The sequence below is a fragment of the Arcobacter iocasae genome (genome assembly GCF_042214795.1).
Classification (GTDB): Bacteria; Campylobacterota; Campylobacteria; order Campylobacterales; family Arcobacteraceae; genus Arcobacter; species Arcobacter iocasae.
In genome coordinates, this window is sequence record NZ_CP090177.1 from 407,411 (window position 1) to 431,833 (window position 24,423).

General features: G+C 26.8%; 27 protein-coding genes. 16 read left to right on the top strand and 11 right to left on the bottom strand.

Annotated elements, in window-relative coordinates; all coding sequences use genetic code 11:
- Positions 1–16 precede the first annotated feature (16 nt).
- The 3 genes from LXN10_RS02150 to LXN10_RS02160 are packed head-to-tail and all read right to left on the bottom strand — an operon-like array spanning position 17 to position 3,014.
- The gene (locus tag LXN10_RS02150; RefSeq protein WP_129100734.1) at positions 17–394 is read right to left on the bottom strand and encodes a DUF6394 family protein; all 378 of its coding nucleotides are present in this window, start codon (positions 392–394) and stop codon (positions 17–19) included.
- Positions 381–2,123 carry a glutamate synthase-related protein gene (locus LXN10_RS02155; protein ID WP_375724313.1) on the bottom strand — a complete coding sequence of 581 codons (1,743 nt, stop codon included), beginning with the start codon at positions 2,121–2,123 and terminating at the stop codon, positions 381–383. Before LXN10_RS02155 ends, LXN10_RS02150 begins: the two co-directional genes overlap by 14 nt.
- 9 nt (positions 2,124–2,132) lie before the next feature.
- Complete coding sequence (locus tag LXN10_RS02160) at positions 2,133–3,014, bottom strand: DMT family transporter (protein ID WP_375724314.1); 882 nt, start codon at positions 3,012–3,014, stop codon at positions 2,133–2,135.
- Between the two features lie 122 nt (positions 3,015–3,136).
- Here LXN10_RS02160 and murA point away from each other — a divergent pair, with 122 nt between their 5' ends.
- The 3 genes from murA (at position 3,137) to LXN10_RS02175 (ending at position 6,228) form a co-directional block, all read left to right on the top strand.
- Entirely contained in the window at positions 3,137–4,402 is a 1,266-nt protein-coding gene (gene murA, locus LXN10_RS02165; RefSeq protein ID WP_129100737.1) for a UDP-N-acetylglucosamine 1-carboxyvinyltransferase, read from the top strand.
- A 79-nt stretch (positions 4,403–4,481) separates the two neighbouring features.
- Complete coding sequence (locus tag LXN10_RS02170; RefSeq protein WP_375724315.1) at positions 4,482–5,603, top strand: HdrB C-terminal domain-containing protein; 1,122 nt, start codon at positions 4,482–4,484, stop codon at positions 5,601–5,603.
- Between the two features lie 154 nt (positions 5,604–5,757).
- Positions 5,758–6,228 carry an HNH endonuclease gene (locus LXN10_RS02175; RefSeq protein ID WP_375724316.1) on the top strand — a complete coding sequence of 157 codons (471 nt, stop codon included), beginning with the start codon at positions 5,758–5,760 and terminating at the stop codon, positions 6,226–6,228.
- Here LXN10_RS02175 and LXN10_RS02180 read toward each other — a convergent pair whose 3' ends face one another.
- Positions 6,229–7,101, bottom strand: coding sequence for an AraC family transcriptional regulator (locus LXN10_RS02180; protein ID WP_375724317.1), 873 nt, complete (start codon positions 7,099–7,101; stop codon positions 6,229–6,231).
- 122 nt (positions 7,102–7,223) lie between these two features.
- Here LXN10_RS02180 and LXN10_RS02185 point away from each other — a divergent pair, with 122 nt between their 5' ends.
- Positions 7,224–7,907 (top strand): hypothetical protein, encoded by a 684-nt coding sequence (locus LXN10_RS02185; protein ID WP_375724318.1) that lies wholly within the window; start codon positions 7,224–7,226, stop codon positions 7,905–7,907.
- Positions 7,908–7,910: 3 nt separating this feature from the next.
- Here the strand turns inward: LXN10_RS02185 and LXN10_RS02190 are convergent, their stop codons facing one another.
- Both LXN10_RS02190 and LXN10_RS02195 read right to left on the bottom strand, forming a co-directional pair.
- Positions 7,911–9,317 carry a type II secretion system protein GspD gene (locus LXN10_RS02190; protein ID WP_375724319.1) on the bottom strand — a complete coding sequence of 469 codons (1,407 nt, stop codon included), beginning with the start codon at positions 9,315–9,317 and terminating at the stop codon, positions 7,911–7,913.
- A 62-nt stretch (positions 9,318–9,379) separates the two neighbouring features.
- The gene (locus LXN10_RS02195; protein ID WP_375724320.1) at positions 9,380–9,961 is read right to left on the bottom strand and encodes a YigZ family protein; all 582 of its coding nucleotides are present in this window, start codon (positions 9,959–9,961) and stop codon (positions 9,380–9,382) included.
- A gap of 14 nt (positions 9,962–9,975) precedes the next feature.
- Between LXN10_RS02195 and tlyA the strand changes: the two genes are divergently transcribed.
- From tlyA to LXN10_RS02255, 12 genes are all read left to right on the top strand, one after another.
- A complete protein-coding gene (gene tlyA / locus LXN10_RS02200) occupies positions 9,976–10,698 on the top strand; it encodes a 23S rRNA (cytidine-2'-O)-methyltransferase TlyA (protein ID WP_375724321.1) in 723 nt (240 codons plus the stop codon).
- The gene (locus tag LXN10_RS02205) at positions 10,695–11,522 is read left to right on the top strand and encodes a bifunctional riboflavin kinase/FAD synthetase (RefSeq protein ID WP_375724322.1); all 828 of its coding nucleotides are present in this window, start codon (positions 10,695–10,697) and stop codon (positions 11,520–11,522) included. Before tlyA ends, LXN10_RS02205 begins: the two co-directional genes overlap by 4 nt.
- Before the next feature lie 36 nt (positions 11,523–11,558).
- Entirely contained in the window at positions 11,559–12,269 is a 711-nt protein-coding gene (gene cmoA, locus LXN10_RS02210) for a carboxy-S-adenosyl-L-methionine synthase CmoA (RefSeq protein WP_375724323.1), read from the top strand.
- A gap of 11 nt (positions 12,270–12,280) precedes the next feature.
- Positions 12,281–12,787 (top strand): thioredoxin-dependent thiol peroxidase, encoded by a 507-nt coding sequence (bcp, locus tag LXN10_RS02215; RefSeq protein WP_375724324.1) that lies wholly within the window; start codon positions 12,281–12,283, stop codon positions 12,785–12,787.
- Between the two features lie 8 nt (positions 12,788–12,795).
- Positions 12,796–13,872, top strand: coding sequence for a plasminogen-binding N-terminal domain-containing protein (locus LXN10_RS02220; protein WP_375724325.1), 1,077 nt, complete (start codon positions 12,796–12,798; stop codon positions 13,870–13,872).
- Entirely contained in the window at positions 13,859–15,247 is a 1,389-nt protein-coding gene (locus tag LXN10_RS02225) for an FAD-binding oxidoreductase (protein WP_375724326.1), read from the top strand. Before LXN10_RS02220 ends, LXN10_RS02225 begins: the two co-directional genes overlap by 14 nt.
- A gap of 9 nt (positions 15,248–15,256) precedes the next feature.
- Positions 15,257–16,048, top strand: a complete 792-nt coding sequence (locus LXN10_RS02230) for a YihY/virulence factor BrkB family protein (RefSeq protein ID WP_375724327.1) — start codon at positions 15,257–15,259, stop codon at positions 16,046–16,048.
- Between the two features lie 90 nt (positions 16,049–16,138).
- Entirely contained in the window at positions 16,139–16,534 is a 396-nt protein-coding gene (locus LXN10_RS02235; RefSeq protein ID WP_375724328.1) for a hypothetical protein, read from the top strand.
- Between the two features lie 130 nt (positions 16,535–16,664).
- The gene (locus tag LXN10_RS02240; protein WP_375724329.1) at positions 16,665–17,612 is read left to right on the top strand and encodes a dialkylrecorsinol condensing enzyme; all 948 of its coding nucleotides are present in this window, start codon (positions 16,665–16,667) and stop codon (positions 17,610–17,612) included.
- Complete coding sequence (locus LXN10_RS02245) at positions 17,613–18,758, top strand: beta-ketoacyl-ACP synthase III (protein WP_375724330.1); 1,146 nt, start codon at positions 17,613–17,615, stop codon at positions 18,756–18,758.
- Positions 18,758–19,165, top strand: a complete 408-nt coding sequence (locus LXN10_RS02250) for a hypothetical protein (RefSeq protein WP_375724331.1) — start codon at positions 18,758–18,760, stop codon at positions 19,163–19,165. The genes LXN10_RS02245 and LXN10_RS02250 overlap by 1 nt, the downstream gene beginning before the upstream one ends.
- Complete coding sequence (locus tag LXN10_RS02255; protein ID WP_375724332.1) at positions 19,149–20,141, top strand: BtrH N-terminal domain-containing protein; 993 nt, start codon at positions 19,149–19,151, stop codon at positions 20,139–20,141. The genes LXN10_RS02250 and LXN10_RS02255 overlap by 17 nt, the downstream gene beginning before the upstream one ends.
- On the opposite strand, the gene LXN10_RS02260 is transcribed toward LXN10_RS02255, so the two are convergent.
- Genes LXN10_RS02260 through LXN10_RS02280 form a run of 5 tightly spaced genes read right to left on the bottom strand, consistent with a single transcriptional unit; the run spans position 20,138 to position 24,396 of the window.
- A complete protein-coding gene (locus LXN10_RS02260; protein ID WP_375724333.1) occupies positions 20,138–20,977 on the bottom strand; it encodes a hypothetical protein in 840 nt (279 codons plus the stop codon). The genes LXN10_RS02255 and LXN10_RS02260 overlap by 4 nt on opposite strands.
- A complete protein-coding gene (locus tag LXN10_RS02265) occupies positions 20,978–22,126 on the bottom strand; it encodes a beta-ketoacyl synthase N-terminal-like domain-containing protein (protein ID WP_375724334.1) in 1,149 nt (382 codons plus the stop codon). It abuts the gene before it with no gap.
- Positions 22,119–22,376 (bottom strand): acyl carrier protein, encoded by a 258-nt coding sequence (locus LXN10_RS02270; protein WP_375724335.1) that lies wholly within the window; start codon positions 22,374–22,376, stop codon positions 22,119–22,121. Before LXN10_RS02270 ends, LXN10_RS02265 begins: the two co-directional genes overlap by 8 nt.
- Positions 22,373–23,536 (bottom strand): ABC transporter permease, encoded by a 1,164-nt coding sequence (locus LXN10_RS02275; RefSeq protein ID WP_375724336.1) that lies wholly within the window; start codon positions 23,534–23,536, stop codon positions 22,373–22,375. Before LXN10_RS02275 ends, LXN10_RS02270 begins: the two co-directional genes overlap by 4 nt.
- Entirely contained in the window at positions 23,536–24,396 is an 861-nt protein-coding gene (locus LXN10_RS02280) for an ABC transporter ATP-binding protein (protein WP_375724337.1), read from the bottom strand. Before LXN10_RS02280 ends, LXN10_RS02275 begins: the two co-directional genes overlap by 1 nt.
- Positions 24,397–24,423 lie beyond the last annotated feature (27 nt).

Below are 24,423 nucleotides of genomic sequence, written 5' to 3' on the forward strand. Positions count from 1 at the left end.
ATCGTTTTCAAGGAAACTATCGTTTTGATTTTAATGTGTCTCCCACATAAAGAAGCACAGAAACAATATTTGCTAACAATGCACCTGCTGAAAGAGAAACAATAGTTGTACTAACTTCAGAGGTAACTATACTTGCATATGTAGCTATTGTCCAAACAGAAGCTGCAGATATTAATTGGATATCTGCAACAAGTGAAGTTGCCAAAAGTACAGAACCAACTTGAGTTCTATCACCTAGCTTAAGAACTGTTGCAATTACATTTATAATAATTGCAGCAAAAAGTTCATATTTACTATGATGAGTCATAGTATCTAAGTCACCATAAACAAATCCAAAGTTTACAGTCATCGCTAAAATTATAAAAAATCCAGAAATAACCTTATCCATGTTCATGATATTCGTCCTCCAAATCTCTACCAATTTTTAGTTTTCTTTTAAATACATCATCCATATTATCATAAACTTTTGCGTCTTTATCTACAAACATGATTCTATGTTTATTCAATTGACTAACATTTTTAAGTCCCATAATAGCTAACATACCTTTTACACTTTTCAATAAGTTTTTATGATAATTTGCTACTTTTTTAGCTTGTTTGTGTACGAAATATTTTTTTCTTTTTGATTTATTTTGAGTAGCAAGTCCAACGGGACAATCATGTCCTGTAGTACCAGAACAATATCTAGCTCTAATACACCCAGCACTCATCATAAATCCACGAGCTATTTGAATAAAATCTGCACCTAAAGACATGATAATAATAACATCATCAGGAGTTAAAACTTTTCCACTAGCTACTAAATTGATTTTATCTCTTACTCCATACTCTCTTAATACTTTGTCAACTAAATAAATAGAATCTTTAATATCAAGACCTACTCTTTCCATTGTTTCAATTGGAGCAGTAGCACTTCCACCACTTCCTCCATCAATAGCAATATAATCAGGATATGAATCTTTTCCTTCATCTATTCTTTTTTTAATCTCTTTAGCATAAGGCTCAATATTATCTAAATCAGAAATAACTATTTTTACCCCAACTGGTTTTTCAGAGATTTCTTGTAATTGACCAATGAAATCAAAAAGTTCTTCAATAGTATTTGCATAAGGAAATCTATTTGGTGAAAAAACATCTTTATATGCTTCAACACCTCTATAATAAGCAATTGCAGGAGTAACTTTATGACCAGCTAGTTTTCCACCTGTTTGTTTTGCACCTTGTGCCATTTTTATCTCTGTCATACGACAAAATCTCATAACTTTTTCATATCTTATAGGGTCAAATTTACCAGCTTTATCCCTAGCACCATACAATCCAGAACTTATTTGAAATGTAATATCAGGTAAATCAGTAGGAACTTCTTTTGGGAAAGACTCTAGTGGAGCATCCCAGTTTATTCTATGAAATAATGATGATTGTAAGTCAAATATATAAGTTTCTGCTTCTGGGTCTTTTCCAAATACTAGCTTTCTATAAACATCAGCTGCAACGGCTCCATTAAAGAAAAATTGAACTACATCTTTTATCTTTTTTTCAAATTTTGTACCATGCACAACTTTCATGTAATCAGCTTTGTAATTTTGATGTGTAACAAAGAAGTTTGAAGTTACACTACCCTCACCTGTGTTTATAGGAAATTGTCCTTCTAGGGCACCTTTTGCAAAAGCTCTTGTTCCTTCAGGTGAAATAGAACCATCACTCATAGCTGATCTTCCAATTATAGATTTAGAAATAAAAGGTTTTTTTCTTCTTGGTCCAAAAGTTACTTCAAACCCACCTTCAACCTCTTCTTCATTTAAAACTATATTGGCATGTCTTATCATAAACTTAGGATATGGCAAAGGTTGACTTGGAGAAAATGAAGCATAATTTGGAAGATCTCGACATGCTTTATTAAGCCAGTCTAATTTATCTTTTGATTCATAAAACTTTTCATCGCCAAAATATTGTCTAAATGGCTCCCTTGCTTCTTCCAAAACAAATCTTAATCTTCCAATAATTGGATAATTTACCAATAATTGATGCTTTCTTTGAACATATTTATCATGTATATACCAAGCAACTATAACAATTGCAATAATACTCCACTCTATAACAGAAAATTCCCAATCAAAACTCACTTTTTCTCCTTATTTTTTACTTGAAGCTAAAACTCCACTAATAATAATTAAAATTATACCCAATGATATCCAAATATCAGGAAATTTGTCTCCTAATATTACACCTAGAATTATTGCAAAAATCAAATTACTATATGAAATTGTGCCAATTATCCCAGCCTTTGCAGCCCCATAAGCCTTTGTCATATAAATTTGTGCAAAGGTTGCAGTTGTTCCCATAAGGGTTATATATAATAAATCATTTAGATTTGGCATTGTAAATTTTCCAAACATAAAATCAAAAGTACTATTTGAATAAAAATTTGCAATTACCATCAATATAATAGGACCTATTGTTCCTATTGTCATAAAAGATAAAACTATAACTCTAGTATCATAAAAAGTTCGTAATTCCCTAACTGAGGTGTATGCTAAAGCAGCACCTACACCTGAAAAAATACCAAGCCAATCTGTTTTATCTAAAGTACTACCATCAAACTTTGTAATAAAAAGAATTCCTATAAATCCAATAAAAACACCTATCCAGCCTCTTAGCCCTAATTTTTCTTTTATAAAAACATATGCAAAAATAGCTGTAAATATAGTAGAAGTTTTAGAAAAAGTCATAGCTTCTGCAAGTGAGATATTTGAAATATTATAAAAAAATGTAAGCAGGGCTAAAAAACCAACAAAGCCTCTAAAAAATAGTAATAAAGGCTTTCCACCTGTTTGTTTTACTGGTTTTTTATATAAAGAAAGAGCAATTAGTACTACTCCAAATATATTTCTGAAAAATACAACTTCAATTGAACTCATTGAAGAGCTTAGTTCTTTTGCAAAAGCTCCCATAAAAGCAAATAAAAGTGATGCAAAAAGCATAAACTTTATGCCTTGTATTGTTTGAGTGTCCATTATAATCCTAGGATGTAAAAACCGAATTTTAATTAATCTTTTGTTAAAATCCGGTTATTCTCAATAAGTAATAAATAGTTTTAATACATTTAAAAATACAGAACTAAACCAATAGGAACAAAATGAAATATCTAAAAATACAATCTTCTAAAAATCTTCAAGGTGAAATAAAAATATCAGGGGCTAAAAATGCCACTTTACCGCTACTTGCATCAACTATATTATCAAATAATCAAATCAATATCGGAAACCTTCCAGATGTAGTTGATATAAATACAATGTTAAAGTTACTAGAAATGTTAGGGGCTGATTATTCAAAAGACAAAAATAAAATAAAAATTTCTACACAAAATCTAAAAGAGACAAAAGCGACTTACGATATTGTAAAAACAATGAGAGCATCAATTTTAGTATTAGGACCACTACTTGCAAGATTTGGGCATTGTGAAGTTTCTCTTCCTGGTGGTTGTGCTATTGGGCAAAGACCTGTTGATTTACACTTAAAAGCTATGGAAGCATTGGGTGCAACAATAGAAATAAAAGCTGGATATATAAAAGCAACTGCACCAAATGGATTAAAGGGTGCAAAAATTGTTTTTGACAAAGTAACCGTGGGTGGAACAGAAAATGCAATTATGGCAGCAGCACTTGCTGTTGGTAAAACACAAATTATCAATTGTGCAAAAGAGCCTGAAATAGTACAATTATGTGAAGTTTTGAAAAATGCAGGATTAGATATAAGCGGAATCGGTAGTTCTGATATTACAATTATGGGTACAAATAAAAAACTTTTGGAATTTAAAGATTTTGATGTAATACCTGATAGAATTGAAGCTGGAACATATTTATGTGCAGGAGCAATTACAAATTCTAAATTGACAATTACGCATGTACAACCTTTGCATTTAGAAGCTGTGATATCAAAACTTGAAGAGATGAATTTTAAAATTGAAACAACACAAAATGAAATCACTATTTTTCCAAGTGATAACATAAAAGCTGTAAATATAATAACAACAGAATATCCAGGCTTTCCAACTGATATGCAAGCTCAATTTATGGCTCTTGCAACCCAAGCAAATGGGACAAGTACTATTGATGAAAGATTGTTTGAAAATAGGTATATGCATGTAAGTGAGCTTTTAAGAATGGGTGCAGATATTCATCTTAATGGAAATATAGCAAGTATAACTGGTACTCCAAATAAACTAAACGGTACAGATGTTATGGCTACAGATTTAAGAGCTAGTTCTGCTTTAGTTTTAGCAGCACTTGTGGCAGATGGTGAAACAAATATTCATAGAATTTATCATTTAGATAGAGGATATGAAGATTTAGAGGGGAAATTAGTAAAAATAGGTGTTAATATCAAAAGTTTTAATGAATAATTATTATTTTCAATTAATAATTATTATTTCCTAAGAGATATTTGACTAAAATAGACTTGAAAATATTTAAGGTACGATTATGAAACTTGAAATTTCTTTATTTAGATTTGATTGTAAATCAGACTATTTACCATATTACACAAAACATTTTTTAAATGTTGAAGAAAATAACACACTTTTGACTGTTTTAAACAAACTCAATAGTGAAGCTGAATTTTCTTTTGAAAATAGCCCAAATAGTTACTTTGTTGTAAATGGTATTTACATAAATGTAATGACTACTTGTAAACAAATAAAAGATAACTTTGGTAGTGATATAAAAATAGAACCTCTAAGTATAAGAAGAGCAAATAAAGATTTTATAATCAATGAAGATGATTTTACTTCTAAACTTTCAATCCTAAATAAGTTTATTACTACAGATTTACTAGCTACTCATATTGATAAAAAAATAGAAGAATTGTATATATCTTATAAGATCTATTTTTATGCTTCAAATACTTTAAATATAGAGCATGATTACATAGGAGATGCTATACTTTTATTAGCTTCTGATTTAATAGAAAAATTTCCTCAAAAAGAAAATGAGATATTGCATACAATCAAAGAATGTGAATGTGGAATAGAATTTCATACAAGTCTTAAAAACAGAATTTTTAACTTTGAGAAAAGTATTGAAGAAAAAATTATAAATTTGAAAAATAAGTTAAATATTTCAAAAACTATTGATAAACAAAACTTTAAATCTTCTATATCAAAAACAATCAATTTTGGTACATTTAAAAAAGCACAAGAGATAAAATATGACTTCAAAGATTTTAGTTTAGCTTACTTAAAAACAGAAGATTCACTCGAAAAATCAAACTTGATTTCAAAACTTAAAGCAAAAATGCTTAACTTACAATCTTTAAATCAAGATTTAGCAAAAGATACTTTTCACTTAAATCCAGAATTAACTTACAAATTAACCTCAACTTTAATGCTTGATGCTTATGATAGTGGAGCTGATTTTATTGTAGTAGATAATGACCAAGATTTTTACTTATTAGATTTTAATAGAAAAAATATGGAAAGTGTAATTGGAAGAGAGATTAATCTTCCTGTTTTACATATAAATGAGCTTGAAAACTTAGCTATTGGGGAACATGATTTAGCAAAAACAACTTTAAAAAATCATACTTTAGACCCTAAAATAATTTAGCTGAAAAATTATGATTCTTGGTTTAGATTACATAATCTTATCATCAATCATAATTGCTTGTATATTACCTTTTTATATCTATAGAAAAAAAATATTTAAAAAATATTATACCAAAAATAATATTTCTTACTTTCTACATGAAGTAAAAATTCATTTGAAAAATAACTATCCAAAAGTAAATTTTGATTTTTCAAGAATAGATTCAATAATCAAAACAAGCTCTTATGACCAAGCAAAAATATTGATTTTGGAAGAGATGACAAAACAATTTATAGAAATGCCATTTGAAAAAAGAACTCAAAGAAACATACCAAAAGAGTTATTATGGGCGAGTTATGAAAAAGAATCTATTCCTGAAAACAGCACACCAAACAATCTTCTAAGAAGAAAAAACTTTGTTATTAAAAGAGATAATTATAAGTGTAAGAGATGCGGTAAAAGTATTAAAATAGATACTTCAATGTTATTACTAATAAAAGATTTAGATCAAGGTGGAACTTACCACTTTGAAAACTTGAGTATTTTATGTAATGATTGTAATAAAATAATAAAATCACAAACTCCAGAAAAACTAATAAAAGACTTGAATATTTTTAATATACTGATGAGAAAATATATAAAATAATCAATAATTTATTGATACATAAAAACTCAAATCAAACTCATTTTCTTCATTTAAAAAATTATTCTTTCTATAAATTACATATGAAGGTTTAGTTGTTGTTTCATACTCACTTTTAGGAAGCCACTCATGATAAACCCAATGTATAAATTTAAGGATATCACCTCTTTTACCTACTAAATCAAATTTGGCATAAACACCCTTTGCTATTTTAAAATTTGGCAATCTATCACTTTTTATATTCTTGTCATCTGTTACTACACAAGCAATATATTGACACTCATTTAGTGGTGTAATAGTTGGATTATCATGGAATAGTGCTATTTGCTGATAGTTTTTTATATCATTTGATAAAATCCAAGTTTGAAGCTTCTGCCAAGTCTCTTTTATATTTGCATTATAGCCATTATTCCTAATATAAAAACTCTCAAAAAATGGCATTTTTACGATAGTTGGTGTCATATCACTAAAGTTTGCAGTTGATTCCATTGCTTTTTGTGATTGTTGTAAGATTTTGTGTGAATAATCTTTATATCCTGTACTTCTCCACTCTTTTGGAGTCATCTCAAATCTCTCTTTAAAGCTTTTTATAAATGACGATTGAGAAGAGTATCCACACTGATTTGCAATATTTGATATGGTAGAGTACTTATTTGTCAGAAGTAGATTTGATGCCTTTTGGAGTCTTATTGACTTGATACTCTCATAAATATTTTTACCAAAAGCATCTTTAAAAATCCTATGCATATGAAACTTACTAACTTTTAAATCAATACTTAGCTCTTCTATATCAATATGTGTATCAATATGTGTATAAATATAATACATAATATCGTTTGCTATTTTTGTTCTTTTTTGTAAGGTATCTTTTTTCATATAATATTATAGCACGGTTTAACTATAAAATTAGCACAAAATGATTATAAATGAAGCACAAAAAAAGAAGAAGTAATAAATTTTTTTTCCTAAAATAGATGAATCTAAAAATTAGGGTCTGCATGGATAAGAATGAACAATTAAAATTAGTCTCAAAGTATTGTAACTCTTTTAATTTAAAAAAGATAAAAGTTGATACTTTATTGTTAATAATTCATATGCTTTTAAGTGATTATGAAAAAATTGAAATAAAAGATAATATTTCAAATAAAAACTTATTAATAGATGACAAAGACATTGAATTTATAAATAAAAGTGTTCATGATTTGAAGAACTACTTAGAATCAAATATTATCATAAGTGAAACTTTACTTTATATATTTAGAAATAAAAACCTATCACCCACATTTTTAAAAGTTTCAAAAAATCTTGAACCAATGCGAGTTTATTATCAATATCTAACTTCAATATTTTCTAACAAAATAACTAAAGGATCTTTTTGGATACCAGAATTATTAGCTTTTTCTTTAATACATTATTTTAAAAAAGAGTATGAAAAATCTTTTTTAAGCCATCCTTTAATACAAAATTTTCCAACTGAAAAGTTTTTAAATATTTATAATAAAAATAATATCAAAATAAAAAAACAGCTCTCAGAAGAAGACCAAGTTAATTCATGGAAAATTAAAACAAACCTAGATGAGATGTATGATTTATCTGAGTATATGATAGAAAAATACTTAGAATTTAATTATAAAATAAATGATAAAAGAGTCTCAAAAACAAGAATGAAAAAGAAGAAATAAGTATTAATTTTCTACATTAGTGTAAATCTTTTCTAATGCATTTGAGGAAGTGCTTCTATTGACACTACTTTTTTCTACTCTTTTTTCTTCAAGCTTTTTTATTAAACTATTTACATAAACATCTTCTAAACTTTGTAGATAATCAACCTTACTTTTTATAATACTAAGTGTTGAATCTTTTGGAACTATATAGGGCGTTATGATTACTACAAGATTTATCTTATCATTTATATATTTTTCATTTTTAAATAAGCTCCCAAGTATTGGAATATCTTTTAAAACTGGAAGCCCAGATTCTGTTTGAAATTTTTTAGATTTTATTAATCCACCTATTATTACACTTTCTGCATTATTTAATATAGCTGTTGTAATTACTTCTTTTTTTGAAGTATCTAAATTTTCACTTGTAGTTGATTCTTTTGCATCTTCAAGAACTGTATTTATTTGTAAAATAATTTTATTATTTGAAATTCTAGGTTTTACTTTTAGTCGTAATCCTATTTCTTCTCTTTTATAGGATTCTGTTGTTCCTGAAGTATTTGTTGTCTGTCCTGTTTTAAAGGATTTTGTTTCACCTACATAAATAGATGACTCTTTATTATTTATACATAAAATAGAAGGTTCAGATATTACATCTATAGCTTGGTTTTGTTTTAAAAAGTTTATTGTTGCCCCTAAACTCAAACCCTTTGATAAAGAGTTGATATCAAAGCCAAAAGTAGAAAATTCACTAAAACTAATCGCAGTATTACTCAAACTATTAAAAGAACTAGAAAAAGTGCTTAAGTTTGTAGAACTATATTTATTAAAACCATTTAACCCATACTCTAATCCTACTTCTTTTGTCTTAGTTTCACTTATTTCAACTATTTTTGCTTTTATGTAAATTTGTGGATTTAAAATATCAATTTTTTTGATAAACTTTTTTATATTATCTGTGTCAGCTTTACTTCCTACTATTATGATAGAGTTTGTATCATTTTCTATAGTAATAAGAGGATTTGTATTTGATTTTTTGTTTGAATAAATCTTATTTAAAACTTTTAATACATTTTGTGCTTCAAGATTCCTAATAGCTATTATTTCAACTTTTTTTTCTTCTTGATTCAAAGGTGTATTTGTATTTTCTATTTTAAAAATAGTTCCTTCATCTTTTAAAACATAACCTTTTTTTAATAAAGTAAATTTTAAAAGTTCTAGAAGTTTTTGCTTTTTAATTGATTTATTTGCTACAAAATCAACTTTTCCTTCTATCTTTCCTAGATAAAAGATATTTTTATCCAACTGCTTAGAAGTAATCTTTATAAACTCTTCGATATCTAAATTCTTAAAATTTATATTTATATACTCACTATTTTTTGCATTTGCCCCTATTGTAAAAATCAATAAAATAAAAATTATAATCTTCAAATTGTCACCTTTAATAATTATAGAGATTATTATATATTAATTATTTAAAAGTTACATTAAAATTATATATTTATTTCTAATTTAGTATTTAGAGGTAAATCTTTTTCAAAGATTTCAAAATCTTCTTTTGTAGATTCAAGATATAATTTGATATTAATATCAAACTCTTTATTTAAAATATTTATATTTTGATTACTTATTAGATACTCTAACTTTGATAAATCAGTATATTCACAAGTTAATTTTCTTTGTTCTAGTTTTTCGTATGTTTGTAGTTGTGAGATATTAATTACACTATTAACAGCATCACTATAGGCTCTTACTAATCCACCCGTTCCAAGTTTTATTCCACCAAAATATCGTACAACTATTACGAAGGTGTTTATTAATTCATTTCCAGCCATTACATTTAAGCAGGGTTTTCCACTTGTCCCTTTTGGTTCTCCATCATCACTACTGTTTTCAATAATTTGATCAAACTCATTTAAATACCTATAAGCATAAACAAAATGCCTAGCTTTTGGATGCTCTTCTTTTAACTTTTTCATTACATCATTAAACTTTTCATACGGAGCTAAAAAAGCATGAAATTTTGACTTTTTCTCTTCAAAAATTGAGCTAAACTCTTTTTGAACATATTTCAACTATAATTCCACCTATGAGATTAGATTTATTTTTAACAAAAGCTTTCGACATACAAAGTAGAAATAAGGCGCATGAACTTATAAAAGCAAATAAAATAAAAATAGATGGTTCTATTATAACAAAACCATCTTTTAATGTAGAAGAGACTCACAAAGTTGAGATACTAGAAGATACCTTTTATGTCTCAAGAGCTGCATATAAATTAAAATATTTTTTAGATGAGATTAATTTAGACTTAAAAGATTTGACTGCTTTAGACATAGGTTCTAGCACTGGTGGTTTTACTCAAATACTTCTTGAAAATGGTGTTAAAAGTGTAACTTGCGTCGATGTAGGTTCAAACCAACTCCATGAAAAAATAAAATATAATGACAAAATTGAGTTTTTTGAGAACTGTGATATTAGAGATTTTAAAAGTGATAAAATTTTTGATATCGTAACTTGTGATGTTTCATTTATAAGTTTACACAATATTATAGATGATATAAATAGATTGTCAACAAAAAATATAATAGTACTGTTTAAACCCCAATTTGAAGTTGGTACAAATGTCAAAAGAGATAAAAAAGGCATGGTAAAAGATAAAGATGCCATAGACCTTGCCAGAAGAAAATTTTTGGGCGTAACAGTTCTTTTAAATTGGAAACTAATTAAAAACTCTAAAAGCAAATTAGAAGGAAAAGATGGCAATATTGAAGAGCTATTTTACTTCAAAAAAACACAGGTAGAAAAATGAAAAAAGATAAAGAAAGTATAACATCTGTAGCAATTGGAGGATTTGATGGGATGCATATAGCCCATCAATCTTTATTTAATAACCTAACTTCAAAGGGTGCAATTATTGCAATTGAAACAGGTCATGCAAATATGACACCAAAAGAGCAAAGACAAAAATGTACAACTTTTCCTGTTTTTTATTATGAACTAAATGATATAAAACACTTAAGTGGAAAAGAGTTTATAAACTTACTAAAAGATGAATTCCCAAAGTTAAAAAAAATAGTTGTTGGCTTTGATTTTTGTTTTGGCAAAAATAGAGCTAATTCCACAGAAGATTTAAAATCACTTTTTAATGGAGAAGTCGTTGTTGTAAATGAAATAAGTGTAAATGATATAGCAATACACTCAAGAATAATCAGAGAATATATTAAAACTGGTGATTTTGAAACAGCAAATACCCTTCTTGGAAGAAAGTATGAAGTAAAAGGAACTCAAATAAAAGGTCAAGGCTTAGGGAAGTCAGATTTTGTACCAACTATAAACTTAAATATTCAAGACTACCTTCTTCCAAAAGAAGGGGTTTATATCACTAAAACAATAGTTGATAATATCAGCTATCCATCTATTTCATTTATTGGTCATAGAGTCACTACAGATGGGAATTTTGCAGTTGAAACTCATATTTTAAATAAAGATATTACAGTACATAATAGTGATATTTCAATCAAGTTTTTCAAAAAACTAAGAGATAATGAAAAATTTGAATCTTTTGAAAAATTAAAAGAACAAATAGTAAATGATATAAATGCTTGTAAAATCTATTTTAATCTTACTTTATAAAATGATTATTAATAATCATTTTGATAGAATATCTACATGATAGATAAAGTATTTAATAAATCAATTAAAAAACAATTTGAATTTGACGAAGAAGTTGCATCTGTATTTGATGATATGCTTAATCGTTCAGTTCCATACTATAAAGAGATGCAAAGATTAACTATAAATTTTGCACTAAATTTTTTAGAAGATGATTATAAAGTTTTTGATTTAGGTTGTTCAACGGCATCAACACTAATAGAACTTGGTAAACATTGTAATAAAAAATTAAATCTAATTGGAATTGATAATTCACAAGCCATGTTAAATAGAGCTTCAAATAAAGCTAAAGCTTTTGGAGTTGATATTGATCTTATTTGTGGTGATATTCATGATGTTGATTTATCAAATGCTAACTTAATTATATCTAACTATACACTTCAATTTATACGACCTTTACAAAGGGAAAAACTTATAAAAAAAGTATATGACTCTTTGGAAAAAAAAGGAGTTTTTATTTTTAGTGAAAAAGTAATCTCATCAAATAATGTTTTAAATAAACAGTGTATTGATGAGTATTATGAATTTAAAAAAACACAAGGTTATTCAGAATTTGAAATTTCTCAAAAAAGAGAAGCTTTGGAAAATGTTTTGATACCATATACAGAAGATGAAAATAAAAAAATGATAAAAGATGCTGGATTTACACACTGTGAAACACTTTTCAAGTGGGTTAATTTTGCAACATTTATAGCAATAAAAGAATAAGGAATTATAATATGTTAGAAGTAAATTCAATGGCACCAGATTTTTGTGCACCAAATCAAGATGATGTAGAGATTTGTTTAAGAGATATAAAAGGAAGCTGGATAGTTTTATATTTTTATCCAAGAGATAATACACCAGGTTGTACAACTGAGGCTTGTGACTTTACAGCTTCTATGCCAGAATTTGATGATTTGGATGCTACTATTTTAGGAGTAAGTCCAGATACTCCTGCAAAGCATAGAAACTTTATAGAAAAACAAAATTTAAACATAACACTACTTGCAGATGTTGAGAAAAAAATGTGTGAAGATTATGGTGTATGGCAACTTAAAAAATTCATGGGTAGAGAATCTATGGGTGTAGTTAGAACTACCTTTATTATAAACCCAAAAGGTGAAATTGCAGCAGTTTGGGAAAAAGTAAGTGTAAGAAAAAAGAAAAAAGTAAATGGCGAGACTATTGAAATCCTCCATGTGGATGAAGTAAAAGAAAAATTACAAGAGTTACAAACTAAATAAGGAAAAAAATGATAAATAATAAATTATTACTACTTGGAGCAACACTTTTAGTTGCAAATAGTTTAAATGCAAAAACTACAATTTGTTATAAAAAATCTTGGGAAACTCCATCAAATATTGAAACTACTAAATTAGATGGTGGTGAGTGCAAGGGTGAAAAATCACTTAAAGAGATGAAAAGAGCTGGTTGGTATATAAAAGATATTGAAATCAAGTCTGCAAAAAAAGGTTTAGATTATAATTATATTTTAAGTGATATAAACCCTATAGTTATAGACAAAGAATTAACTTCTAAAAATGATATTTCTATTGATTTAGATATGCAAACTCAAAGTACTAAACTTTATGATGTAACAAGTGACCATGCAAAAATAAATATTGGAAACTTAAAAATTGGACAAAGTGGTGTTATTCAACATACATATAAAGATGGCAATGCACTTATAATCTCAAGTGCTTATGTTGAAAGTTCAAATTCAAACTATTCAATTGTAAAATTTATTCCATTTTTAGATTTAAAACAAAATGCAATCCCAACATCAAATAGAGTTGTGGCAAATGATGATACATTTATTTTAAATTTTATGTATGACCAAAGTTTATTAATTGCACCAAATATTGATGCATTTAGAGCTACAAGAAAAAAATTCACTGAAAATAACTTCGTACACTCAGATATCTTTGGAGCATACTTAAAGAGTGAATATAGACCTCTTCCAACTCAAAAAATGATTCAAGAGTTTGCACTTTCTCAAAATATGGGAACAATATTTATTGTTATAAAATCTAATCTATATATCTTAGATAGTAGAACTTTTACACTTTTAAATAAACAAATGATTCCTAATCTCTCAAGTAAAACACAAATGCCATTTTATACAAGAATTGAAAAGATTGAATCTAGTATTTTCACATCTGATATTTGGAGTTGGTTAGACTTCTCTGCTATTACTAAGTTTTTAAATGATGATAGAAGTGAAGAAGAGATTTTATATGGCGATTTAGCAACTAAGAAAGGCAAAGATCAAATAGATTATAACTCTTATTATTCAAATGTCTTAGGATTAAATAATGATAAAAAATAATCATATAGATTACTTTATTTCTGTAGTAGGCAAAGAAAATGTAAAAAGTGACAAAGCTCATTTAATAGCTTATTGTTATGATGCTACTAAAGAGAGATTTGAGCCAGATGCTGTTGTTTTTCCAAGACATGAGCAAGATGTATCAGATGTATTAAAATATTGTAATGACAATAAAATAGTAATTGTTCCAAGAGGTGCTGGTTCTGGTTTTACAGGTGGAGCACTTCCTTCTGAAGGTGGTATTATTTTAAGTCTTGAGCGGCATATGAATAAACTACTTGAAATAGATATGGAAAACATGCTAGGTGTTGTACAACCTGGTCTAATTAACATGGAATTTCAAAAAGCAGTTGAAGAAGTAGGATTATTTTATCCTCCAGATCCTGCAAGTGAGCATTACTCAACACTTGGTGGAAATGTAAGTGAAAATGCAGGTGGAATGAGAGCAGCAAAATATGGTATTACAAAAGATTATGTGGTAGCTCTTCGAGCAGTTTTGCCAAATGGTGAGATTATAAGAGCTGGTAAAAAGACTATCAAAGATGTGGCAGGATATAATACTGCTGGTATTTTAATAGCAAGTGAAGGAACACTAGCAATTATCACAGAAATCACGCTTAAACTTATTCCTAAACCAAAATTCAAACAAACATACATGGGTGTTTTCCCAGATGTAAATAAAGCTATGAATGCAGTATTTAAATCACTAGCATCTGGAGCAAATCCAGTTGCAATGGAATTTTTAGATGCCCTAGTAATAAAAGCTTTAAGACAAAAATTTCCACAAGTTAGTCTACCTGAAAATGCAGGTGGGATTTTAGTAGGAGATGTTGATGGAAGTAGCCAAGCTGAAGTAGAAGAACAATTAAAAACTTTAGAAAACTCTTTTGCCCAATATGGTTCAACTGAATTTATTATTGCAAAAGATGATGAAGAAGCAGCTAAATTATGGTTTGCAAGAAGAAATGCAAGTCCTGCAACTGCAATTTATGGAACAAAAAAACTTAATGAAGATATTTCAGTTCCAAGAAGTAAACTACCAGAGGCCTTAGAAGAAATATACAAAATCGGGGATAAGTATGGTTTCAATGTTCCTTGTTTTGGTCATGCAGGAGATGGAAATATCCATGTTAATGTAATGGTTAAAGATAAAACAAATGAAAAAGAGATGCATGATGGGCATAAAGCCATAGAAGAGATCTTCCAACTAGTAGTTGATATGGGTGGAACTTTAAGTGGAGAGCATGGAATTGGTTTATCAAAAGCTCCATTTATGAGTATTGCATTTTCTCAAGCAGAACTTGAATTATTTAAAAGCATCAAAAAAGCATTTGATCCAAATAACATATTAAATCCTCATAAGATGGGCTTATAAAGTGAAAAAATGAAAAAAAATAGTAAGAAGCTATTTGCAAAATTAGTAGAGATTCTAGATTCATTTTTTAATGATGATACAACATATTATGCAGCAAGTCTTAGCTTTTTTACTATCTTTTCAATTCTTCCAATTTTTGCACTAATTATTGCGATAGTTTCGAATCTTGAACAATTTAATGATTATGTTGATTTATTTATAAATTACATACTTAATCTAATCAACCCATCACATTCTCAAAATTTTGCCCAAGAGTTTAAAAACTTCATAGCAAATTCTGACAAACTTGGAAATATAGGGATTATTTATATGCTATTTGTATTTACAATGTTTTTTAAAGACTATGAATATATTGTAAATAAAATTCATAAAACTAAAAGAAAATCCATTTATGCCTCTTTTTTCTTTTATCTTTTATTTATAACCCTACTTCCAGCAATTTTTGCAGGATATATAATTTTAACAACATTTTACAATAATACAATTTTTGATTTTTTATTAACCCTAATGTTAGGATGGAGTATCTTTTTTGTACTATTTAAACTAACAGTTAATACGCACATCAGTGTAAAAGCAGCACTTATATCTTCATTTTTTACTTTAGTCGTCATATCAATAACAAAAAATCTATTTATATACTACATCTTATATAATCAAACATATACAACCCTTTATGGCTCTATGGCAACACTTCTTTTTACTTTCCTATGGATTTATACTTCATGGATAATTTTTCTCTATGGTGTAAAACTTTGTCATAATTTAAATATGAAAGAGTTAAATAAATTAGAAAATAAATAAAATTATTTTCTACTAATAACTAATTTATTAATAATATTATAATAGTCACAATGCTATAATCTTAAAATTTAAAAAACCGCAGGAGATGGAATGAAGAATATTTTAAAAGTTTCAAGTGTACTATTTTTGGCATTATTTTTTTTAGCAGGTTGTAGAACAGCTTCTATTTATAATGTTAATAATGATCCAATAGAAGTAAAAGCGTCTATGGATAAAGTTTATGATGCAATAAAGGTTGCAGGTGCATCAAAAGGTTGGATTATAACAAAAGTTAAACCTGGATTAGCAATGGGAAAACTTAATATTAGAACACATCAAGCAGTTGTTGAGATTCCATACAATAATAAAAGTTTCTCTATTAATTATAAAAGTAGTTTAAACTTGAAATACAATTCTCAAACAAATCAAATTCATCAAAACTATAATGGATGGGTTCAAAATTTAGAAAATGCAATAAATTTTCAATTATCATTGTTACAAAAATAATTTCTTTAATGTAATATAGTTTTAAAGACTATATTACATTAATAATTACGAAATAACAACTTCTCTTATTCATTTTTAATAAAAAAAATGATATTTTATCATAATAAAAATAATCTTTCAGGCATCTACTTTGAATCAAAAAAAAGTTTTAGTAATTTCTTATTCTCAAACTGGACAATTAAGTAATTTAGTCAATAATTTCACAAAACCTTTATTTGAAAATAAAAATATTGAAGTTATTTATAAAAATATTGAACCAAAAAAACCTTTTCCTTTTCCTTGGTCTCTTATGACTTTTATGGATAGTTTTCCAGAGTCTGTTTATCTTGATCCTTGCGAAATAAATGAGTTTGAAGATGATTCCAATGATTATGATTTGATTATACTTTCTTATCAAGTTTGGTTTTTATCACCTTCTATTCCTATTTCATCATTTTTAAAATCTTCTTGGGCAAAAAAGAAATTTAAAAATAAACCTGTAATTACTCTGATTGGCTGTAGAAATATGTGGATAATGGCGCAAGAAAAGATGAAAAAGATCTTAATAAACCTTGATGCAAAATTAATAGATAATGTGGTACTTATTGACAAAGGTAACTCTTTAGAGACATTTATCACAACACCTAGATGGATGCTAACTGGTAAAAAAAATTCAATTTTTGGATTAAGTAGTGCAGGAATTGATGAAAATGAAATAAAAAAATCTCAAAGATTTGGGAAAGCACTAGTTGATGCTTTAATGAATGATAAAGAAAAAGAAAATAAAAGTTTACTTTATGGATTAAAAGCAGTTGTTGTAGATACAAAACTTATCAAAAGTGAAAAGATAGGAACCAAAAGCTTCACTATTTGGGGTAAACTAATAAAAAAAATTGGTAAACCAGGTGACATAAAAAGAAAACCAATTGTAATGTTGTACTTAATATTTTTATTATTGATGATAATAACAGTAGTTCCTATAAATATGATAATACAATCGATTTTAAGAAAAATAAACAAAGATGCAGTTATAAAAGAAAAAGAACTATATGAATTACCTTCGGGAAGTAGTGATGAAAGAATAAAGGAATATCAATAAATGTCAAATGTTTATATAAATAACATTCAAAAATTTATGCCAAATGAACCTGTAGATAATAAAGATATAGAAGAATATTTGGGCTATATTGGTGGTAAAAAATCAAAAGCAAAAAATATAGTTTTAAGAAGTAATGGAATAAAAAGAAGATTTTATGTTTTAGAAAAAGGAACTCAAAAGTCATTATTTACAAATGCACAACTTTGTTCAAATGCAATAAATAAGTTAATTGATGAAGATTTTACTTTAAATGACATTCAATGTTTAGCTTGTGGAACTACTTCACCTGATCAATTAATGCCTGGACATACTTTGATGGTGCAAGGAGAATTGGGAATAAGTGGAATTGAAACAATATCAGCTTCTGGAATTTGTTTAAGTGGAATAAATGCATTGAAATATATCTATTATGGAATAAAAGCAGGAGATCTTACAAAAGCAGTTTCTTGTGGTTCAGAAGCATCTTCTCCAATCTTATGTGCTAGAAACTTCACAGAAGAATCAAACCATCAATTAGAAGAGTTAGAAAGAAATGCAGGAATAGCATTTGAAAAAGATTTTCTAAGATGGATGCTTTCTGATGGTGCAGGAGCTATGAGAGTAGAAAACAAAGCAAATAAAAATAAGCTTTCTTTAAAAATTGAGTTTATTGATGTCTTATCATATGCTGGAGAAATGCCTGTTTGTATGTATAGTGGACTAGAAATACTTGAAAATAATTCTATTAAATCATGGCGTGCTTATGAGCAAGAAGAAGTTATGAAAAAGTCATTATTAAGTGTACGACAAGATGTAAAACTTCTAAATGAAAATATCGTTGAATACACAGTAATAAAACCTTTAATTAAAATAATTGAAAAACGAAAAATCAATCCAGAACAATATGATTATTTTTTACCACACTATTCTTCAACATACTTTAGAGATAAATTATATGAAGGATTAAAGAAAGCAAACTTTGAAATTCCATATGACAAATGGTTTACAAATCTAGTAACACATGGAAATACAGGGAGTGCTTCTATGTATATCATGTTAGAAGAATTATTTAATAGTGATAGATTAAAAAAAGGTCAGAAAATCCTTTGTTATATTCCCGAAAGTGGAAGATTTTCTACTGCATTTATGTCTTTAGAAGTTGTTTAATGAAAAAAATTGATGTTCCACAAGAAAATAATTCTACACTAGATGGACAAAAAAAAATTATGTATGGAACAGATGACAATGGAGAATTTCAAAGAATAAATTATGCAAGTAGTGTAGAAGAATATGCAACTATTACAGCAGTAGAAGAGTATAAAGAATTAGAAAAAGAGTGTTTAGAAGATATTCAAAATAATATTGCATCTCCAATTAAATATTACATGTATAAAAATAGAATGGATTTACCAACCCTAACAAGTGCAGTAGATATGTTTTCATTTAGAGTTAAGAGACATCTTAAAATGAAAATATTTAAAAAATTAAAAGATGATACAATTAAAAAATATGCAGATGCTTTTAATATTGAGATTGAAGACTTAAAGGATTTTAAATATGACAGAAAACTTTAAACATTCTCAATTTGCACATTGTGAAAGTGGAGTTGTTTCTACTTTATTAACACATTATGGACTAAACATAAGTGAACCTATGGCTTTTGGAATGACAAGTACGCTCTCTTTTGCTTTTTTCCCTTTTATAAAAATAAATAATCTTCCATTGATTGCATATAGAGATTTGCCTAAAAATATTGTAAAAAAGATTGAAAAAGTTTTAGGTGTTACAATTTTCAAAAAACAATATAAAAATCTTTTAGAAGCGAATTTGGAACTTACTAAAATAGTAGAAGATGAAAAAAAACTTGTAGGCTTACAAACTTCTGTTTTTTATCTTCCATATATGCCTGAGAATATGAGATTTCACTTCAATGCACACAATCTATTAGTTTATGGAAAAGTTGGCAAAAAATATAAAATCTCTGATCCTGTTTTTGAAGATGTAGTTGAATGTAGTGAAAAAGATTTAACAATTGCTAGATTTGCAAAAGGAGCATTTGCCCCTAAAGGATTTATTTATTACCCTACAAATATTCCTAAAAATATTGATTTTACAACAATACTAAAAAAAGCTATTAAAAAAAATGCAAAATCTATGTTAACACCCTTCCCTTTTGCAGGAATCAAAGGAATGAGAAAATTAGCAAAATCAATAGAAAAACTTCAGAAAAATACCGATCATAGATATATAAAAAACTATCTAACTCATATAGTAAGAATGCAAGAAGAAATAGGAACTGGTGGCGGTGGATTTAGATTTTTGTATGCAGCATTTTTACAAGAATCAAAAAAATATAATTTGGATAATGAAAAACTTCAAAAAGCTAGTGAACTAATTAGCCAATCAGGAGATACACTTAGATTTTTTGCTTTAAGATGTGTGGAGTCTGCAAAAAAAATGGAAAAATTCAATAGTAAAGAAATCTCAGATATTCTAATAAAAGCTTCAACTTTAGAAGAAGAAGCCTTTAAAATATTGAAAACTATTTAGTCACATTTAAAAAAGAAAAGATAAGCTCTTTTCTTAGAATCTAAACTAATATATACAGATGATTCTTCTTTCTTTTTTAACAAATCAATAATATCAGGAACACTATAAGTTCCACAAAAGTTATTTTTACTTTTATATATTAAATTTTTATCTATTTGCAATTCACTCACATATTTTTTTGCAAATTGATTTAATCCAACAATTTTATAATCAATAGTTTTTAAATATTTATTCAACTCTTCCAAATTTGTAAAAAATTCAAAATGTTTTATTTCAGTTAGTGAGTTTGTTTTGTCATTATTTATATACAGCCAGGATGAACCATCTTTTGAATCTAAATTATCTAAATTATTTATAAACGAGTTATGATTTGAAACATTATCAAGGGACTCATCTACTCCTCCAACTAATATTTCATCTACTTTTTTAAAATAAAAATCAAAATAAGCTAACTCGAATGCTTTTTCAAAAGATAAATCTTCAGATGAAACATTTATATTATTTCCAATTGTTTGTAATGCTTGAGAGATAAGAAATCCAGTATTATTTGTATTTACATTTAAAAAATCAAAGGGCATAACAAAAGACTCATTACTATTTATTTGATTCAATACTTTTAATAAATCTTCAATACAGCCATATTCACTAGCAAGGTAGATGGATAAGTTATCTTTATATTTTATATTTTCTAATGCCTTTAATGCCCCATAAACAGCCATAACATTTAATTTTGAATTCCGTCTAAAATTTAAACTAGAAATCTCTTTTAAATCTTTTCTATACTCTTTTGCAGATTTATTTTCATTTACTTGTTTATAAATACTTTTTATATACATTTAGCTCTCATTACTTAAAATCATAGAAGTATTACTTCCTCCAAATCCAATAAAATGAAAAAGGATAGTTGCTTTATCTATCTCTTTACTTTTTAGTAAAGGAGTAAAATCTATGTTGTTGTATTTCTCATAAAAATTAATTGTTTTTGGTAAAAAAGAGTTTTTAATACTCTCACACAATAAAACAACTTCATTTGTTCCACAAGCACCTAAAGTATGTCCAATATATGGCTTTAAAATCACAACATCAGTTTTTTGATTATACTTTTTAAACAACTTATCAATAGCAACAACTTCCGATAAATTTGAATTTTCACTTCCTGTTGCATGTGCTTTTAAACAAGTAAGTTTATCTATAGATAAATTGGCTTTATTTAAAGCCTCTTCCATACAAGAAAGGGTCACTTCTCCATTTGGATTAGAACTTGTCACAGAATAACTATCAAAGCTGTTACTTGATGATAATATTTCAAAATCATTTTCTTCTTTTTTTTCTGATTCTAATATAACAGCAGAACATGCCTCACCTAAAATCAATCCATCACTATTTATATCAAAGGGTTTATATTCTCCTGACTTGCTTAAAAGCATCAAAGATTGAAATCCTCTATAAGTCGTATAATTAAAAAACTCAAAACCTATGATTAAAGCTCTTTTTATTTTATTATTTTTTATAAAATCACTTGCATGACAAATTGCATTTGCACTTGAAGTACAAGCAGTTTGGATTATTGTTGATTTGTATTTTGAACTAATTAAGTTTTCAATAAAATTACCAATTTCTCCATATCCTATATTTTTAATCTCATCAGATGATTGTCCCTTTTTATATTTTAAGTGTTGTTCTTCTACTATGGATATTGACATTGAAGTTGAACCTAAAAAAATATGTAACTCCTTGGCTTCATCTTTTGATAACTTTGCATCTTCAATTGCTTTTAGTACCACTTCTTCTAAGATTGAATAAAACTTCTCTTCATTTGATACAAAGTTTTTCTTTATTTGATAATATTTCAATTCTTGAAAATTATCTTTTAAATATTCAAAATAATTATCATCTGTAATTTCTTGGATTTTTTCAACAGAATCTTTTTTATTATTTCCAAGTGCAGAAATAATTGATGAGCCTGTTATATAAACTTTATTCATTAAGGGATTCTATATATTCTGCTAAAGTGTTAATTGAAACCATTATTTTTCTAAGCTCTTTGCTATCTGTTGTCTTCATTCCATATTTTTTATGTAAAGCCATAGATATTTGAAGAGCATCCATTGAATCAAGTTCTAAAGGAGATTCCGGATCAAATAAAATATCATCATCTTTGATATCTTCTACTTCACACTCTTTTTCACACTCTTCAATAATTAACTTTTTTAATTCATATTTTAAATCACTCATTGATTATTTCCTTTTTTTAATATCATATATGCCAAAAGTAAAAATGTTATGGCAAATATTATCAAATATACTAAATAAATTTTTATATCACTAAAATTTCCACCCCTAACAAAAATTTCCAATAAACCTTCCAATCCCCAAGACATAGGAGAATAAGAAGAAATATCTTGCATAAATTGTGGCATCACAAATTTAGGAACCATGATTCCGCCAAGTGCCGCTAAAACTATGTTTGTAACTCCACCAATAGAAGTTGCTTCTTCTGTAGTTTTACTAATATTTGCTATAAATAAAGCAAAGCATATTGCGGCAAGTGAAATAGCACTACTCATACAAAATATAAGTAAATAGTTTCCACTTATAATCAAAGAATCACCACCAAATAAAGGAACAATAAATATTCCTACTAAAATCATAATCACAACTTGAATTTGATTTACAATAAAATATGGAATGATTTTACCAAGTAATATAGGGAACAAAGATAAATTTATACTTCTAATTCTTGAAATCGTACCAAAATTTTTCTCATTTATAAAAGTATTAGAAATAGGTATTAAAATAAAAAACATAGAAAATACAAGCCAAGCTGGAACACTTTGTTGTACTGAACTTGGTTTCAATCTTGGTTTATTATTTTTATAAATATATGTATTACTTATTTTATCACTCAGAACTGAAAGTGTCCTAGCATCGATTTTTGATTTTATAAAATAATCTTTCATAATACTTTTTGAAATAATCTCAGCTATACTATTTTTTAATATATAAAAATACTCATTTTTTATATTAGATTTACTAAAAGTTTTTATCTCAAAATTTTTAGTATTTTTATTTATTTGTGACTTGAAATTTTTATCAATCATTACGATAAAATCATAATTTTCTTTATAAATCAAAGTATCAAAAGTACCCTTTTTTACTAAACTTGCAGAAAAATACTTACTTTTATTTAAACCTTTGACAAATTCTTTTATATCACTGTTTTCAGAACTTACTACTGCAACTTTTAATTTTGTTTCAAAACTATCTGAATATGTATTTTTTAAAGCCAATGACATTATCAAAATAAAAAGTGCTGGCATAATAAATAATACCATCAAAGCATGAATATCTCTAAATATTAATAATAACTCTTTTTTTAAAATATATTTAAACATTAGTCTCTCAAATCCTCTTTTGTAAGGGATAAAAATAGCTTTTCTAACTTTTTATCTGGAAAATTAATATTTTTGATATTTTTATTTTTACTTTTTATTTCAAGCATTAAATCCAAAAACTTATCATAAGAATTAGAAATATCAACATCTATTTTTTGATTATCTAGCTCAACTTCAATAATAGATTTTTCTTTTACTAAAACATCTTTTTTCTCTTGTAATATAATTTTATTTTTATCTAATACAGCTATTTCATCGCATAAATATTCAACCTCTTCCATATAATGTGAAGTATAGATAATAGTTGTATCTTGGGTTTTATTTAGATTCTTTATTACTTCTAAGATGTATTTTCTTGATTGGGGATCAATTCCAACTGTTGGTTCATCAAAATATATTATTTTAGGAGAATTAAGTAAACCAATAGCAATATTCAATCTTCTTTTTACTCCCCCTGAATATGTCGAAGCTCTTTTATTTATAAACTTTTCTAAAGAAGTAGCTTCAATACAATATGAAATTTGTTTTTTTAAAGTATCACCTTTGAGTCCATATAAAGCTGCAAAAAATTCCAAATTTTCATAACTAGTTAAATTAGGATAAAAAGCATATGTTTGAGGAATATAAGATGATATCTTTTTTATTTCATTTTTCTGTTTTTCAAAATCTAAGCCATAAATTTCTATATTACCAGAGTCTTTTAAAATAAGATGATTTAAAATAGATACAAGAGTAGTCTTCCCCGCACCATTTGGACCTAATAAACCAAATACAGAACCTGTCTTAATCTCTAATGAGAGGTTTTCTAAAATAGGAACATTATTATATGACTTATTCAAATCTTTTATTATAATAGACATTAATTTACTTTATTTTTAGTATGTTGA